We start from the raw sequence: 15,834 nt of genomic DNA on the forward strand, positions 1-15,834 counted from the left end.
TCATGAAAAAAATGTTTATTTTTCTCTCCATCCTGATCGTAGCAGGGTTGGTGGTGTCGGCGGTGATGAACCGCAACATGCCGCAATACGATCCGCATTATGAAATTTCGTACTCCGACTTTATCGAAGACGTGCGTAACAAAGTGGTTACGGAAGTGGTGATAGACGGCAACTACGTTGACGGCCAGCGCCAGAACGGCACGCGCTTTGCCACCTACAATCCCAACGACTCCCGGATGATCGACGAGTTGCTGGAATACGGCGTGAAAATCAAAGTTGAGAAGCCCCAACAACCCTCCACTTTGATGAACATCCTAATTTCTTGGGCGCCTACCCTGCTGCTGATCATGGTGCTGGTGTATTTCATGCGCAAGCAGGCAGCGATGGGCGGCCGCGACGGCCAGATGGGTTTCGGTAAAAGCCGAGCCAAGTTGATGGCTGAAGACCAGATCAAGGTGCGCTTTACCGACGTGGCCGGCGTGGAGGAAGCCAAGGAAGACGTCGTGGAAATGGTCGACTTCCTTAAAGATCCGGGCAAGTACGAAGCCTTGGGCGGCAAAATTCCGCGCGGCGTGCTGATGGTCGGCCCTCCGGGTACCGGTAAAACCTTGTTAGCTAGAGCGATTGCCGGCGAAGCAGGCGTGCCGTTCTTCTCCATCTCGGGTTCGGATTTCGTGGAAATGTTCGTCGGTGTCGGTGCCTCCAGGGTCAGAGACATGTTCGAACAAGCCAAAAAGCGCGCACCCTGCATCATATTTATTGATGAGATCGACGCTGTGGGCCGGCAACGGGGCGGCAGCGGTATCGGCGGCGGTAACGACGAACGCGAACAAACGCTCAACCAATTGCTGGTGGAAATGGACGGTTTCAGCGGCAATGAAGGCATCATCGTCATAGCCGCTACCAACCGCGCTGACGTGCTCGATAAGGCTTTGTTGAGACCGGGCCGTTTCGACCGTCAAGTCCAAGTCGGTTTGCCGGACATCAAAGGCCGCGAGCAGATTTTAAGAGTGCACGGTGCCAAAGTCCCGTTGGCTGAAGACGTGAACATCAACGATCTGGCCCGCGGCACACCCGGATTTTCCGGTGCCGAATTGGCCAACCTGATCAATGAAGGCGCTTTGTTTGCTGCTCGTAACAAAAAGCGCGTCGTCACAATGAACGATTTGGATAAAGCCCGCGACAAAATGATTATGGGTGTAGAAAAACGCACCATGGTCATGACCAAGGAAGACTTGTTGATGACCGCTTATCACGAAGCCGGCCATGCCATCGTCGGTCGCAATGTGCCTGAACATGATCCTGTCTACAAAGTCAGCATCATGCCGCGCGGCGGCGCATTGGGCATCACCATGTTTTTGCCGGAGCGCGACCAATACAGTGCCTCCAAGGATAAGTTGGAAAGCCAGATCGCCAGTTTGTTCGGTGGCCGGGTAGCGGAAGCCTTGATTTACGGTAAAAACAAGGTCACCACCGGCGCTTCCAACGACATCATGCGGGCTACGCAATTAGCTAGAAACATGGTCACCAAGTGGGGATTATCAGACCGTTTAGGCCCGATGGATTACGGCGACAGCGAAGGCGGCTATATGGGTCCACAGTCCAAGCCGATGTCCGAAAAAATGGCCCAAACCATAGATGAAGAAGTGCGGGCGGTGATCGATGCGAACTACAACCGCGCCGAAGCCATCCTGAAAGAAAACATCGAAGTGTTGCACAACATGGCTCAAGCCTTAATGGATTGGGAAACCATCGATAAGTATCAGATTGACGAACTGTTACAAGGTAAAAAACTTGCACCACCGGAACCCGAAGTAGAAGAACCAAAATCGTTTGAAGAGATTGAAGACTCAATAAACGAAGAAACCGGCGGTCACCTGGATCAAGGACAAATATTGGCGTCCTAAAAGTCCTCCTCTATGTACCCTCCAAACGCTGTACTCCTGGAGGGTATCTTTTTTTCAGAGGTAGCAATATGCATACTCAATCGATAACCACAAAAACCATGAATTTCCTGCAATTGTTGTTGCAGATTAATTTTAATGCAGCGGTGATTTTATTATTGATCAGCGGTGCAGCCACCATATTCGGTAATACCCTGTTTTTTGAAGATAGCAGCGACTTGTACGGTCCATTGGCAAACAATATGCGGTTAATGATGTTTTATTTGTGCTTAATCCAAATCGCAGCGTACAGTTTTTATAAATTAAGCAACAGCCCGGAAGCATTGGCGGCGTTAGGGGTTTTTCTGCTGCTATTAATTGGCTCCCTGGAGTTTTACTGCTCGATTAATCAAATTGAAATCGACGAAAACTACCGGCAATTATTTATTTATTCGGGCTTATCGCACCTGCTTTATGGCGGCTGCGCGGCCATGCGCCACCAGCAAAACTAGAGATTGGTCATTTCCCGATAGAAAGCGGGCTAGAATTAGACATTAAAAGCCGAAGCGCCTGACGGTGATTTAATTGCATGATTTAAATACCGTTTTATTGGCTTTACCTGTCCAGAAAAATAATAACAACGCTGAGCAGAAAGCTCCGCGAGGGGGAACATCAAATGCACATCAAATTTCCGTTTGACTCACACAAGCCCATTGCCGGCGAGGCCTGCATCGATATAGACAAACCTGTTGACGATGTTTTTCATTATGTTGGTGAAAATTTTTTTGAAAACTATCCGAAATGGGCTGTGGAAGTAGTCGATTTTGAACCGCTCGACGGCAAGGAAGTATTCATCGGCGCCAAGGCCAAGCAAATTCGTAACGACAACAACGGCGAAATAGAATCGGTTTTTGAAATTACTGAATATCAACCCAAATCCAAGCTGATCTTTCAAGGACTGACCCAACCTTACAAACACAGCTATCTGCTCGAAGCCGTTCAGGAAGATCGTCAACCTACCCGCTTGACGTTTCGTTTTGAGTTCTTGGAGTTGGAGGTATTTATGCGGCCTTTTGAAAAATTAATTCGTTGCGCGATTGAAGACGGTGCGGAAAACACCGTCGAAAACATCAGGAATTTAATATTAGTAGAATGCAACTAGCATTTATAAACTCATAACTATTATAAAACCCGGAGTTTAACCATGGCTTTTATTGTTGAAAAAGATAGCGGACTGATTCCGCAAGTACTTTCCGCTATTTTGGACGAATGCGTCAACGGCGTCACGCTAGCCGACCCTGACATTGAAGACGCGCCGATTATCTATGCCAATAAGGCATTTGAACGTTTAACCGGATATAGCCATGACGAGATCATCGGCCACAACTGCCGGTTTTTGCAAGGTGAAGACAGAGAGCAAGATGCGCGTTTTAAAATTGTGGAAGCCATGAAAAACCACGAAACAGTGGAAGTCACCTTAAGAAACTATAAAAAAGACGGCACTTTATTCCACAATCATTTGAAAATAACCCCGCTATTGGATAAGAAAAATAGAGTCATTTATTATCTGGGCGTGCAATACGACATTACCCAACAAATAAATGCCAATAACGAAATAAAGGAATTGACAAATTTATTAAACGCTATTCAAGGAAATTAAAAAACCGTTCGATAAATAGCTCATTATTGGGGACTTCCATGAACACCACTGCAAATAGCCAAGGCGACAGTAGCCTATTTTTTAACGAAGCCTTATTCGGCTTAGCGATACTGGCTTTCGTGCTGTTGCTGGTCATAGAGAAAACCAAACCTTATCGTCCATTCCCGGCCAAAACCTATAAAGAGTCGTTTGTCACCAATACTACGGCTTTCTTGGTCAACAATTTAATCTTAACCGCGCTCCGAGCCTCATCCTTATTTCTGGTAGCGCAACAATTCGCCAGTTACGGCTTATTAAGCGGCCTGAGTAACGGTCCGCTTAAATGGATTCTGGCGTTTGCTTTTTTTGATCTGGCCATTTACCTGTGGCATTACGCCAGCCATCGGTCCGAGTACTTATGGCGCTTTCATAAAATTCACCACAGCGATAAATGCTTTAACGTTTCCACCGGTTTTAGATTTCATGTTTTCGATTTATTTCTGGAAATAATTTACAAATGTATATTCGTGGTAGTAATCGGCGTGGATGCTTATCTAGTGCTTTCCATCGAAATTATCGAGTTATTTTTCATCTTTTTTCATCACGGCAACATCCGCGTCCCCAACGAAGCTGCGATTTCTCAAATCATTATCACCCCTTCCTTGCACCGCACTCACCATTCCACTTTGCGCTCGGAACATGACAGCAATTACGGCATAGTGCTGGCGATTTGGGACCGGATGTTTGGAACCCGCAAGGAATTGGTACCCGCCAATATAGGATTGGACTTGATTGAAGCCGAGAATTTTATTCAATTGTTTTCTCTGGCATTTATTACCGAACGTAAAATCCGCCAATTGATGGGCTGGATTCCGAAAGGCAAAAAATAGTGGGACTTCTTCTATAAGTTACCGGTAATCAAGCCATGATTATAAAAACAATAAAAAATATTCCCGGCAGTGAAATTACCGATCCCCTGGTTTTTCAGCAACGCCGCACCCTCATCAAAGCGATGGCTGCGATGATGCTGACCGGTACCAGCATCCGCACCGGCTGGGCCGACGACTCAAAACCACTTTGGAGCGCCGCACCCAAAAGCCCGTTCTCAGCACCTGAGTTGGTGGTGACACCAGCGGCAGCCGCAAAAAATTACAATAACTACTACGAATTGGCCTTCAACAAAGAAGACCCCGCCAGTCTGGCCCAAAGCCTGCGCGTAGATCCCTGGTCCGTGGAGATCGGCGGTGAAGTGGAAAAACCCGGCATCTACCAGTTGGAAGATATTCTGAGCAGGCATACCTTGCAGGAATACATCTATCGTTTCCGGTGCGTCGAAGCCTGGTCCATGGTAGTACCCTGGGTGGGCTTTGCCCTGGGCGATTTGCTGAAAGCCGCCAAGCCTTTATCAAACGCCAAATTCGTAAAACTCACCTCGGTTCAACAACCGGACACCATGCCCAAGCAACGCGGCAAGGCCATGCTGGATTGGCCCTATGTCGAAGGTTTGCGTATCGACGAGGCCATGCATCCCTTGACCATACTGGCGGTGGGGATGTACGGCGACATTTTACCCAAGCAAAACGGTGCGCCGCTACGTTTGGTAGTGCCCTGGAAATACGGCTTTAAAAGCATCAAGGCCGTCGTCAAAATAGAACTGCTGAGAAGACCGCCCATTAGCAGTTGGAACAAGTTTGCCCCCAACGAATACGGCTTTTACGCCAACGTCAATCCAGACGTACCGCATCCGCGTTGGAGCCAAAATAGCGAGCGACTATTGGGCAGCGGCTTTTTTACCCCGCGTCGGCAAACCGAATTATTTAACGGTTACGGCGAACAGGTCGCTCACCTGTATCGTGATATGGATTTGAGGCATTTTTTCTAATGATTATGCCAATTAATAATTTGCGGCCTTTAACCATCGCGGTTTCCATTATCCCGCTGCTTTGGATAGTGTTCGATATTGCCTTCGATAATCTGGGCCCAAACCAAATGCAGGCATTGCATATTCGTTTAGGCGATTGGGCCTTGCGATTTCTATGGATAACCTTAGCCATTACTCCCGTGCAAACTGTCACAAAATGGCGCGGCATGACTGAGTATCGGCAACTATTCGGTTTATTCGCTTTTTTTTACGCCAGCCTGCACGTCCTGGTTTATTTAGCGGTAGATCAAGTTTTTGCCTGGCGAATGATCGGTATCGATATTCTCGAAAGCTCGTATATCTGGTTTGGATTAATTGCCTATATCATTGTTTTTTCATTGGGGATTACCTCTTCCAAAGCATCCAAAAAACTCTTGGGCAAGAGCTGGAAAAAACTGCATCGATTTATTTACATAGCAGCCGGTGCGGCAATGATTCATTATTTCTGGCAGCTTAAAGGTAACCTGGCCGAGCCTTTATTCTATTTGCTTCTGATATTTATGCTACTGGGTTTTCGCGCAGTAATCTGGCTTAAAAACAAACAGTTAAACCAAATGATGATCCCAAAAGGCCGCACTTCAACCGATACCGAAGCCGATTAAGCCAGCAATCCCATAATCGGCGATGCGGTTGGTTATCATTGGTTTCCGGAGCAGAAATTATGAATACAAACTCGATTTTAATCAGCGGCGGCACCGGATTCCTGGGCAATGCGCTGGCCAAACAGCTTATACAAAAAGGCTATGCGGTGACGGTCCTGAGTCGTAGCCGCGAAAAAGTCGCCGCTACTTTCGGCAACAGCGTGCAAGCGGTCAGTTCCGTAGCCGATTTACCGGATGCCGCCACGTTTAAAGCGATAGTCAATTTAGCGGGGGCCGGCATTTTCGACCAACGCTGGACGGAGGCGCGCAAGCAGTTGCTGCGCGATAGCCGGATTAAACTGACCGAGCAGTTGGTGGCCTGGATAGCCTCCTCCGCGCAGCCCGCGCCTGTGCTGATAAGCGGTTCCGCTATCGGCATTTACGGCGATCAAGGCGATAAGTTTCTGACTGAAAGTAGCGCGAGCATTGCCGATTTTTCCCAGCAGTTGTGCGCGGATTGGGAATCGGCAGCCTTAGCGGCGGAAAAATCCGGCAGCCGGGTCTGCCTGATACGCACCGGCTTGGTGCTGGGTGATAATGGTGGCATACTGAAACGCATGCTGTTGCCGTTTCGCTTGGGATTAGGCGGCCGCATGGGAAATGGCAAGCAATGGATGTCCTGGATACATCTGCACGACTGGTTGGCTATCGTCGAAACGATGCTAGATCAACCGGCAATGCGCGGCCCCTACAATGCCACAGCCCCAGAACCGGTCAGCAACCAACAATTCAGCGCCAGCTTGGCCAGCGTACTTCAGCGGCCACTGCTCCTGCCGCTGCCGGAAGCGCCCCTTAAATTATTGCTGGGCGAAATGGCGGCGCTAGTCTTGGGCAGCCAGCGCGTTCTGCCGGAGCGGTTACTGGCCCAGGGCTTTGCATTTAAATATTCACAGCTGGATACCGCATTGCGCGATATTTTGCATAAACCCTAGACATAAAAACGGGCATTCTTATGTTGATCGACAGTCTTTCCCTGCTATTTGCCTTTACCTCGTTCGTCACCTGGTACGAAGCGTTGTTGGTCGCGCTGGCATTGGGCACGCTGGTATTTTATCTGACGCCCTCACCCGCCCAGGAATGGGAAGAACGCACGCCGGCCACGCTGTATTTTTACCTACAATGGAGCTGGCTGGGTTATCTGCGCTTAAAAGATGCGTTCTACCCGTTTTTTATCCTGTACAACGCCGTACTGTTTTTCATCGACTACCAAATTAACGAAGGCAACTTCACCGTCGCCAGCTGGGTGACCATCCATATTATTATGGCCATGCCGCTGATTTACTGGACCGGCGCCGTGTGGCGTTGCTCCGACAAAGGCGCCAGAAGAGTTTGGGCCGCCGTGGCGCGACTGATGACGGTAGCGGCATATTTCGATTTGCTGCTGCGCTGGGTGATTTATCAGTATTACCCCAATATCTTGTTTAATTGCCAACAAATGATTATTCATTGGGGCGACTGTTGAGCCGATGGCCAAAAAAACCTACAAAACCTCGCTGTTCATTTTCCGCCGCGATTTACGCCTGGAAGATAACACCGCTCTGAACGCCGCACTAAACCAGTCCGGGCAAGTCATTGCCTGCTTTATCTTCGATGCCCGGCAAATCCAAACCCATCCTTACCAAAGCACGCCGGGCTTGCAATTCATGCTGGAGTCGCTGAACGATTTGCAGCAACAACTGCAACAGCAAGGCGCCCTACTGTACATTTTCAACGCTCAGCCGGCGCATCTGCTCCAGCCTTTGCAGCAGGACTTAGGCATCGAAGCGGTATTTGTCAATCGCGACTACAGCCCGTTCAGCCGGCAACGGGACAACGAGCTGCGCGAACAATGCGAAACACTGCATCTGGCTTTTCACAGCCAAGCCGATCTGCTACTGACCGAACCCGAGCAAGGTTTAAGAAGCAACGGCAAACCTTATCAAGTATTCACCGCGTTTCACCGGCAAGCCCGGCTACAGCCGGTATCGGCTCCGCAAGGCTTGGCAGCGGGTAAACTATCGGCAAAAGCCTATGCCGGACACAAACCAGAAGTAATACAGCAGCTGCAACAGCCGCACCAAAACGCCTTGCCCGGTGGCAGGCAAGCGGCATTGGCCCGATTAGCCATCATCGGCAACTGCAAAAACTACCTTGCCGTCCGCGATTTTCCGGCCATGGCCGCCACCAGCCAACTGTCGGCCTATTTAAAATTCGGCTGTTGCTCGGTACGCGAGGTTTTTTACAGCATCCAAGCCGAACTCGATCCCGACCATCCCTTGCTCCGGCAGTTGTATTGGCGGGATTTTTTCACCCATATCGGCTTTCATTTTCCGCATGTATTCGGTCACGCCTTTGATAGACGTTACGACGGTTTGCTGTGGCGCAACGGCCAGGACGATTTCTGGGCTTGGGCCAACGGCCAAACCGGCTTTCCGATTGTGGACGCGGCCATGCGCGAATTGAACCAGACCGGCTGGATGCATAACCGCTTGCGGATGATCGTCGCCTCGTTTTTGGTCAAGGATTTACACGTATCCTGGCGCTGGGGCGAACGCTATTTCGCGCAACGCTTGCTGGATTACGACCCTTGCGTCAACAACGGCAACTGGCAATGGGCAGCGTCCACCGGCTGCGACGCGCAACCGTATTTCCGGATCTTCAATCCCTGGCTACAGCAGAAAAAGTTCGATCCGCAATGTGTGTATATCAAGACCTGGATTCCGGAGTTGCAACGCTTCCCGGTAGAAGTCATCCACAAATGGGAAAAGCATCCGCAAGCCGGCGACTACCCTCGGCCAAGAGTTGACCACGGCTTACAAAGCCAGCTAATCAAAGCCCAATTCAAAGCCCTGGGCAATACCACGGCGCCAGCGGAGTAAACCATGCGTTATCTACCCGTACTGTTATTCAGCTTGCTATGCGCCTGCACTGGTATTCCTGAAGGCATCAAAGTGATAGACGGCTTCGAATTGAACCGCTATCTGGGCACCTGGTACGAAATCGCCCGCCTCGATCACAGCTTCGAGCACGGCCTGACCGACATCAGCGCCGAATACAGCCTGCGCGATGACGGCGGCGTCAAAGTGTTAAACAGCGGCTACGACGCCGAGCAAGGCCAACGAAAAATCGCCGAAGGCAAAGCTTATTTTATCGACAAACCGGACGTAGGCCGCCTGAAAGTGTCTTTCTTCGGGCCGTTTTACGGCGCCTATAACATCATCGCGCTGGATAAAATCGGCTACCGGCATGTAATGATCGCCGGCCCGGATCGCGATTATTTATGGATACTGGCCCGCAGCCCGGAGTTGGAACCGAGCATCCAACAAGATTTAATAGAACAAGCCAAAACCCTGGGTTTTGCCACTGACAAACTGATTTTTGACCAACACCCCAAGCAATAACAGGATTAAGTATGCAGAAAATTTCGGTGGGCATCAGCGCCTGTTTGTTAGGCCAAGAAGTACGCTACGACGGCGCGCATAAATATCACAGCTACATCGAACGCACGCTGGGCCAATACTTCGAATTTAGAGCGTTCTGTCCGGAAGTCGAAGCCGGTTTGGGTATCCCCCGCCCCTGCGTACAGTTGCGGGAAACCGCGGACGGCATTCGTTGCGTCGGCGTGAAGGATCATAGTTTCGACGTGACGGAACGCTTGGAACAGGCCTCCGCCCGCCAACACGATTGGCTGGGCGGCTTGTGCGGCTACATTCTGAAAAAAGATTCGCCCAGCTGTGGCATGACCCGCGTCAAAATTTATAAAAACGACATCCCCGCGCGGCAAGGCACCGGCATTTTTGCCGACTATTTACAGCGCACTTTCCCTAGCCTGCCGGTGGAAGAAGAAGGCCGGCTGGGTGATCCGGGCCTGCGGGAAAACTTTATCCAGCGCGTATTTGTGATGCGCCGCTGGCGGGACTTATGCGAACAGGGTTTAACAGCACATGGCTTGATCACTTTTCATAGCCGACATAAATTGATCGCGATGAGCCACGAGCAAAACCAGGCCCGCGAGCTGGGAAGAATTATTGCCGGCGTCACTAACGCAGATATTGAAAACACCGCCGCTGCCTATATCGGCGCCTTGATGACTTGTCTGAAAATCGTCGCCACCCGCGGCAACCATGTCAATGTCTTGCAACACATCCAGGGTTATTTAAAGCACAAGCTGGACAGCGACGACAAACAGGAACTGGTGGAAACCATCGAAAACTATCGGATTGGTTTATTGCCTTTGATTGTGCCGCTCACCCTGCTCCGCCATCATTTCCGCAGAGAGCCGGATGACTTTATCGACAACTCCTATTACATGCTGCCGCATCCGGCGGAATTGTCGTTGCTGAACAGTATTTAGCGGCTACTTGAGTTGCTGCCGCTCGCGCTGATAGGCGTCGTAACTTTGCCGCCGTTCGCAATCGTTGGCCATGGCTTTCTGGCACTGCAATTGTCCGGCGTTCTGCAGCACATGATAACCAAGCCGCTGCGGCCAATCCGCACAGCAAGCGCTGCACAAGCCCAACACCCAGGGCACACAGCTTATAGCTTTGATTCTTCGCATAATCCCGACTCCACGTCCTCTGTATAAAAAATTCCTAGTTTAATCCTTGCCGCAAAAACGGTGGTGCCTGTCAGCAAACAGTCATCGACGAGATATTGGAACTGCTGCCTCACCCAAGACAGCTGTACTCCTAAATCATCTTTACAAGTTACCGGTTTTTGTTAAATTTTAATTTCAAGGTTGATCGTTTGAGGTATTCGGAAGGTAGGTCTTAAAACCGGAATTAATAAAATCCTGTTGAAATTGTTCCGCACTCACGGGTCTGCTAAACATGTAGCCCTGCAGCGAATCGCATTTTTGCTCAGTTAGAAAGGATAATTGACCCTTGGTTTCCACCCCTTCGACCACGACCGACAAGTTAAGCTCATGGGCCAGAGCGGTGATGGCCCTGACAAGGGTTTTACTGCCGTCGTCGCCAGGAAGATCAATCACAAAGGATCGATCTATTTTGACGCTTTGTATCGGAAATCGGCGCAGGTAGGTCAAGCTGGAATAACCTGTGCCAAAATCGTCGATGCTGAGCCGCACCCCAAGCCCTTGAAACTGATGCAATACCTGGAGCGTGTTCTCGGGATCCTGCATAATTGCCGATTCGGTGATTTCAAGCTCCAGCGCGCTGGGATTAAGGCCGGTTTCGGCCAAGGTTCGTTTTACTGTTTGAAACAGGTTGGTGTCGAGGAATTGGCGCGCCGATACGTTCACGGCTACACCGCCGAATGGCCCATCATTTTCAATCCAGGTTTTGGCTTGTAAACAGGCCTCACGCAACACCCAGGCACCAATAGGCACGATCAGTCCGGTTTCTTCCGCCACGGTAATGAATCGGTCCGGATACACCAAGCCCCATTCCGGATGCTGCCAACGCACCAGCGCTTCCGCGCTGACCACCACGCCGCTGCCGGTACAGACCTGAGGCTGATAATGCAGCCGTAATTCATCATGGGCTAAGGCATGCCTCAGGCCCCGTTCCACCTTCATGCGTTCGATCGATTTTTCAGTCATTTCCAGGGTATAAAACTGAAAGTTGTTTTTACCGCGGTCCTTGGCCAAATACATGGCCGTGTCGGCGTTCATTAACAGCGAATGGCTGTCCTTGCCGTCGTCGGGATGAATACTGATACCAATGCTGGCGGTTACCACAAGATCATTGCCTTCCAAGGTAAACGGCTGGGTGAGGATGTCCAGGGTCTTTTGGGCAATTCTGGCTACATCGTCGATTTGATTGATGTCACTCAACAACACGATAAACTCGTCACCGCCCAACCGAGCCAGAATATCGTTCGAGCGCACCGAGGCTCTCAGGCGGTCGCTGACAGCTTGCAGCAATAAATCACCCAAGCGGTGGCCCAGCGTATCGTTGATCAACTTGAAGCGATCCAAATCGAGATACATCACAGCCAGTTTACGGTTATGTCTTTGACCGGTGGATAATGCTTGAGTAAGGCGGTTATGAAACTGGTCGCGATTCAGTAGCCCGGTCAAGGGGTCGTGATTGGCCAGATAGATCAATTGCTGTTCGGCGTATTTACGGTTGGAAATATTCTGAATTTGCACAATGAAATACTGCGGCTCGCCGCCGGCAGTGCGAACCAGCGAGGCGCTGATCATAGTCCAAATGGTCTTGCCGACCATTTTATGAAGGCACTCCACCTCGATCTGAAACGTCGGCAGTACGTCGGTTACCAATTGCCGCAAGTAAAGGTTGATTACTTTATCATGATGGTCTGCATGCGTGAGTATTTGCAGATTGGAGCCCAGCAACTCATCCCGCGTGTAACCAAAAATTTCACAGAGGGCATTATTGACTTGCAGGAAACTGCCGTCGAGGGCTATCAGCGCCATGCCGATAGCGGCCAATTCGAATGAGCTATGGAAACGTTCTTCGCTTTCCCGCAGCAAATGTTCCATTTGTCGACGGGCGGTGATGTCCCGAAATACCATCACAGCACCCAACAAGGTTCCATCGTCATCGAGTATCGGGGCGGCGCCGTCGTCCACCGGAATTTCCACTCCTGACTGACTAACGAACAAAGTGGGGCAGTCAATGCCGGTCACGGTCCGATTCTGTAATGTACTGAGGACCGGGTTTTCAATAACACTGCGGCTCGACTCAGCTATCAGCGTCATGAGTTCGCTGACCCGTTTACCTTTGGCCTGTTCCAGACTGTGTTCCGTTATCGTTTCGGCCACCGGATTCATGAATCGGATGACCCCTTCAGCGTCGGTGGCAATCACGGCGTCACTGATACAGTGCAGGGTTTTGCCAAACCACTGTTCGCTCTCCTTCAGCTTGCGTTCCAGCTGATACTTATACAAAGCGACTTCGATGGAAGCATGCAGTTCATCCGGACGGAACGGCTTGATCAAATAGCCGTATGCGCCTGTGGCTTTCGCGCGCAACAAGGTAGCCGGGTCGCTATAAGCGGTCAGAAAAATCACGGGAATATGCAGAGACTCAGCTATGGCATGCGCCGCGCTGATACCGTCCATCTCGCCTTTCAACACAATATCCATCATGACTAAATCGGGCTTATGCTCATTGGCCAGCGTAATGGCTTGGCCTCCCGAAAAAGCAGTCGCGACCACCTCATAGCCGAAACCTTCCAACTGCCTACGAATATCCATGGCAATAATGCCTTCATCCTCGACGATCATAATTCTACTGGCTAACATGCGGAGACCCCTCCCGCTTAACAAGTTTTAGTAAAACGCAGAGTAAAGGTGGATCCGTTTGTCCGATCCAGGCTCATCTGTCCCATGAGTTGATTGGTCAAGGTATCAACCAATTGCAGACCCAGCGAGCTGCTTTTTTTGAAATCCATTTCGCTGGGAAGGCCGATGCCGTTATCGGAGATTATCAGGATGTATTCGCCTTGCTCCTGTGTGAAAGCAATGCCGATTTCGCCGCGCCGATCTCCGGGAAATGCGTACTTAATGGCATTGGACAGTAATTCGTTGATGATCAGGCCGCAGGGTATCGCGGTATCGACATCGAGAAACACATTGTCTATCTTCATGTTGAGCTTGAGCTTGTCGGAATATGCGCCGTAGCCGAACAGCAAATTGTCGGATAGGCTACGAATGTATTCGTTGAAATCTATCCTGGCCAAGTCTTTGGATTGATAAAGTTTTTCATGTAACAAGGCCATGGCTTTGATGCGATCAGCACTTTGTTTGAGTAAATCGGCGGTCTCCGGACTCGTTACATTGCCGGCTTGGAGGTTGATCAGGCTGGACACCACCTGTAGGTTATTCTTGACCCGGTGATAGACCTCCTTAAGCAACATTTCTTTCTCGTTGAGGGTTTGTTTCAGCTTATCGTGGGCACTCTGGCGCTCGGTAATGTCAACGATGGAGCTGAGGACGATGATGCCGTTATCGTCATCGATCAGACCCAGGCCGATTTCGACCGGAAATTCGGTGCCGTCCTTGCGTAGCCCGTACAGATCGCGTCCGGCTCCCATCGGCCTCGAAACCGGATCGGCTAGGTAGGCCCGGCGGAAACCGACATGTCCGTCGCGAAATCGCTCGGGAATCAACATCTCCACCATTTGCCCGATCAGTTCGGTTCGCGCGTAACCGAAGGATGCTTCCGTTTGCGCATTCACCATCACGATGGTGCCGGACTCATTCACCATCACGATGGCATTCGGCGCCGACTCCACCGCTTGCCGGAATCGTTGTTCCAGGCGCTTGCGCTCGGTAATGTCGACGATCGAACTGAGCACCAGGGTTTCTTCATGGCTTTCGATCAGACCCAGGCCGATTTCGACCGGAAATTCGGTACCGTCCTTGCGTAGCCCGTACAGATCGCGTCCGGCCCCCATAGGCCTAGAAACCGGATCGGCAAGATAGGCCCGGCGGAAACCGATATGTCCGCCGCGAAAACGTTCTGGAATCAACATCTCCACCCTCTGCCCAATCAGTTCGGTTCGCGCGTAACCGAACGAGGCTTCCGTTTGCGCATTCACCATAACAATGGTGCCGGACTCATTCACCATCACGATTGCATTCGGCGCCGACTCCACTGCTTGCCGCAACCGCTCCTCACGTTGTTTATGTTCGGAAATATTGTCATGGATTACGATAAGCCGGGCTAAATTCTGGTCGGGAAACAGGATGACTTTCCCTGCAAACCAAAGCTGACCGGAACCGGTGTAATAAGGATATTCAAGCGAAAAGCGGGATAAAGCGCCGTTCAAAACCGACCTAATCCCCTCTGCGAACACCTTTCCGCCTCTATCGTTGGTCAGCCCGGTGTCCAGAAGGGCCAGATAATTTTGTCCGGGTTGAAGGCTTGCTTTATCCCCGGCGTATGCCTGATCGAAATCAAGCCAAGGCCTGCTGACTTTCAAGATATTGGCAGCTCCATCCAACACACAGTATTGTTTTGACAAGGAATCCAATATGGCGCCGTTAAAATGTTCGGCGTTGTGCGCTGTATCTTGCCGGCCCAAGTCAGCCGGCAAGGCTTGGGCCGTGGGTTTTTCCAGGATGTCCGACCGGCTTTTTTCCTTCTGTCTGCGCGCCAAGGCTGCACCGACTTGGCGAGCAAGAAGCTTGAGGCCCTCAAGTTGATTGACGCTTAACGCTCGTTGCACAACGTCGAACACACAAAGTGCGCCTAATGCTTCACCGGTGGGAATTAGAATCGGGCTGCCCGCATAGAAACGGATATGCGGCTCGGAAACCACTAGGGGATTGGCCGCGAAGCGACTGTCATGCTCGACATGCGGTACAACCAAGACATCCAGGTGTGATAGGGTTGGTGTGCCGAATCCACAGTCTCTGGGTTGTTCGTTGGCCGCTATGCCCTTTTTGGCTTTGAACCACTCGCGGTCACTATCGACCAGTGTGATCACCGCAAAAGGCGTATCGCACATTAGTGCTGCCAGCCGGACAATGTCGTCAAAGTTTGATTCGGGGGGCGTGTCGAGGATGCAGTATTCGTGCAGCTTTTGTATCCGCAGAGTTTCAGCTTTCGATTCAAGCATAGCGAGCACCCCACCTCGGTTTAGACACTAGGGCTAATCATAATCTATAATTCAAAATCAGGTGCTAATGTCAGTAAGGTAAAAATAGTCTCCTGGGGAGCTCGCCGGCAGTCCGCCGAATGGCATTCATTATCGGTTTTTGTGCTACAAAAAACTTTCATTTGCCAAAGTTACGCGGCTTATTTCATGATCATTAGATGAAAAATCCCGTTATCCGCG

15 protein-coding genes are annotated in these 15,834 nt (G+C 50.6%); 12 read left to right on the top strand and 3 right to left on the bottom strand.

The genetic code is table 11. From position 1 onward, the window contains the following. Positions 1-2 precede the first annotated feature (2 nt). From ftsH to ACH5Y9_RS12235, 12 genes are all read left to right on the top strand, one after another. Positions 3-1,907: an ATP-dependent zinc metalloprotease FtsH gene (gene ftsH / locus ACH5Y9_RS12180; protein WP_033156701.1), complete on the top strand. Its 1,905-nt coding sequence runs from the start codon at positions 3-5 to the stop codon at positions 1,905-1,907. Positions 1,908-2,005: 98 nt separating this feature from the next. Next, a complete protein-coding gene (locus ACH5Y9_RS12185; protein WP_192394995.1) occupies positions 2,006-2,395 on the top strand; it encodes a hypothetical protein in 390 nt (129 codons plus the stop codon). 164 nt (positions 2,396-2,559) lie between these two features. Continuing rightward, positions 2,560-3,045, top strand: coding sequence for an SRPBCC family protein (locus ACH5Y9_RS12190; RefSeq protein ID WP_033156703.1), 486 nt, complete (start codon positions 2,560-2,562; stop codon positions 3,043-3,045). 42 nt (positions 3,046-3,087) lie between these two features. Next, a complete protein-coding gene (locus tag ACH5Y9_RS12195; protein WP_101051876.1) occupies positions 3,088-3,543 on the top strand; it encodes a PAS domain-containing protein in 456 nt (151 codons plus the stop codon). A gap of 38 nt (positions 3,544-3,581) precedes the next feature. Further along, on the top strand, positions 3,582-4,412 hold the full coding sequence (locus ACH5Y9_RS12200) for a sterol desaturase family protein (protein ID WP_445369811.1): 831 nt from the start codon (positions 3,582-3,584) through the stop codon (positions 4,410-4,412). Between the two features lie 35 nt (positions 4,413-4,447). After that, complete coding sequence (gene msrP / locus ACH5Y9_RS12205) at positions 4,448-5,404, top strand: protein-methionine-sulfoxide reductase catalytic subunit MsrP (RefSeq protein WP_445369812.1); 957 nt, start codon at positions 4,448-4,450, stop codon at positions 5,402-5,404. Then, entirely contained in the window at positions 5,404-6,045 is a 642-nt protein-coding gene (locus ACH5Y9_RS12210; RefSeq protein ID WP_445369813.1) for a sulfite oxidase heme-binding subunit YedZ, read from the top strand. The genes msrP and ACH5Y9_RS12210 overlap by 1 nt, the downstream gene beginning before the upstream one ends. A 59-nt stretch (positions 6,046-6,104) precedes the next feature. After that, positions 6,105-7,016: a TIGR01777 family oxidoreductase gene (locus tag ACH5Y9_RS12215; protein ID WP_445369814.1), complete on the top strand. Its 912-nt coding sequence runs from the start codon at positions 6,105-6,107 to the stop codon at positions 7,014-7,016. A gap of 20 nt (positions 7,017-7,036) precedes the next feature. Beyond that, on the top strand, positions 7,037-7,546 hold the full coding sequence (locus ACH5Y9_RS12220; protein WP_445369815.1) for a hypothetical protein: 510 nt from the start codon (positions 7,037-7,039) through the stop codon (positions 7,544-7,546). 4 nt (positions 7,547-7,550) lie between these two features. Then, on the top strand, positions 7,551-8,942 hold the full coding sequence (locus ACH5Y9_RS12225) for a cryptochrome/photolyase family protein (protein ID WP_445369816.1): 1,392 nt from the start codon (positions 7,551-7,553) through the stop codon (positions 8,940-8,942). Positions 8,943-8,945: 3 nt separating this feature from the next. Further along, positions 8,946-9,464, top strand: coding sequence for a lipocalin family protein (locus ACH5Y9_RS12230; protein WP_445369817.1), 519 nt, complete (start codon positions 8,946-8,948; stop codon positions 9,462-9,464). Between the two features lie 11 nt (positions 9,465-9,475). Further along, complete coding sequence (locus tag ACH5Y9_RS12235) at positions 9,476-10,417, top strand: YbgA family protein (RefSeq protein WP_445369818.1); 942 nt, start codon at positions 9,476-9,478, stop codon at positions 10,415-10,417. 3 nt (positions 10,418-10,420) lie between these two features. Here the strand turns inward: ACH5Y9_RS12235 and ACH5Y9_RS12240 are convergent, their stop codons facing one another. The 3 genes from ACH5Y9_RS12240 to ACH5Y9_RS12250 all read right to left on the bottom strand — a co-directional run bounded on the left by ACH5Y9_RS12240 (position 10,421) and on the right by ACH5Y9_RS12250 (position 15,615). After that, positions 10,421-10,621 carry a hypothetical protein gene (locus ACH5Y9_RS12240; protein WP_445369819.1) on the bottom strand — a complete coding sequence of 67 codons (201 nt, stop codon included), beginning with the start codon at positions 10,619-10,621 and terminating at the stop codon, positions 10,421-10,423. Positions 10,622-10,795: 174 nt separating this feature from the next. Next, the gene (locus tag ACH5Y9_RS12245; protein ID WP_445369820.1) at positions 10,796-13,294 is read right to left on the bottom strand and encodes an EAL domain-containing protein; all 2,499 of its coding nucleotides are present in this window, start codon (positions 13,292-13,294) and stop codon (positions 10,796-10,798) included. A gap of 17 nt (positions 13,295-13,311) precedes the next feature. Further along, on the bottom strand, positions 13,312-15,615 hold the full coding sequence (locus ACH5Y9_RS12250; RefSeq protein ID WP_445369821.1) for a PAS domain S-box protein: 2,304 nt from the start codon (positions 15,613-15,615) through the stop codon (positions 13,312-13,314). Positions 15,616-15,834: the final 219 nt, after the last annotated feature.

The organism is Methylomonas sp. BW4-1, assembly GCF_052474385.1.

Excerpts from the sequence above, each read along its gene's own strand:
- ACH5Y9_RS12210 (WP_445369813.1), top strand. The coding sequence starts at position 5,404 with ATGATTATGCCAATTAATAATTTGCGGCCTTTAACCATCGCGGTTTCC.
- ACH5Y9_RS12235 (WP_445369818.1), top strand. The coding sequence starts at position 9,476 with ATGCAGAAAATTTCGGTGGGCATCAGCGCCTGTTTGTTAGGCCAAGAA.
- ACH5Y9_RS12195 (WP_101051876.1), top strand. The coding sequence starts at position 3,088 with ATGGCTTTTATTGTTGAAAAAGATAGCGGACTGATTCCGCAAGTACTT.
- ftsH (WP_033156701.1), top strand. The coding sequence starts at position 3 with ATGAAAAAAATGTTTATTTTTCTCTCCATCCTGATCGTAGCAGGGTTG.
- ACH5Y9_RS12240 (WP_445369819.1), bottom strand. The coding sequence starts at position 10,621 with ATGCGAAGAATCAAAGCTATAAGCTGTGTGCCCTGGGTGTTGGGCTTG.
- ACH5Y9_RS12185 (WP_192394995.1), top strand. The coding sequence starts at position 2,006 with ATGAATTTCCTGCAATTGTTGTTGCAGATTAATTTTAATGCAGCGGTG.
- ACH5Y9_RS12225 (WP_445369816.1), top strand. The coding sequence starts at position 7,551 with ATGGCCAAAAAAACCTACAAAACCTCGCTGTTCATTTTCCGCCGCGAT.
- ACH5Y9_RS12200 (WP_445369811.1), top strand. The coding sequence starts at position 3,582 with ATGAACACCACTGCAAATAGCCAAGGCGACAGTAGCCTATTTTTTAAC.
- ACH5Y9_RS12215 (WP_445369814.1), top strand. The coding sequence starts at position 6,105 with ATGAATACAAACTCGATTTTAATCAGCGGCGGCACCGGATTCCTGGGC.
- ACH5Y9_RS12245 (WP_445369820.1), bottom strand. The coding sequence starts at position 13,294 with ATGTTAGCCAGTAGAATTATGATCGTCGAGGATGAAGGCATTATTGCC.
- ACH5Y9_RS12190 (WP_033156703.1), top strand. The coding sequence starts at position 2,560 with ATGCACATCAAATTTCCGTTTGACTCACACAAGCCCATTGCCGGCGAG.
- ACH5Y9_RS12230 (WP_445369817.1), top strand. The coding sequence starts at position 8,946 with ATGCGTTATCTACCCGTACTGTTATTCAGCTTGCTATGCGCCTGCACT.
- ACH5Y9_RS12250 (WP_445369821.1), bottom strand. The coding sequence starts at position 15,615 with ATGCTTGAATCGAAAGCTGAAACTCTGCGGATACAAAAGCTGCACGAA.
- ACH5Y9_RS12220 (WP_445369815.1), top strand. The coding sequence starts at position 7,037 with ATGTTGATCGACAGTCTTTCCCTGCTATTTGCCTTTACCTCGTTCGTC.
- msrP (WP_445369812.1), top strand. The coding sequence starts at position 4,448 with ATGATTATAAAAACAATAAAAAATATTCCCGGCAGTGAAATTACCGAT.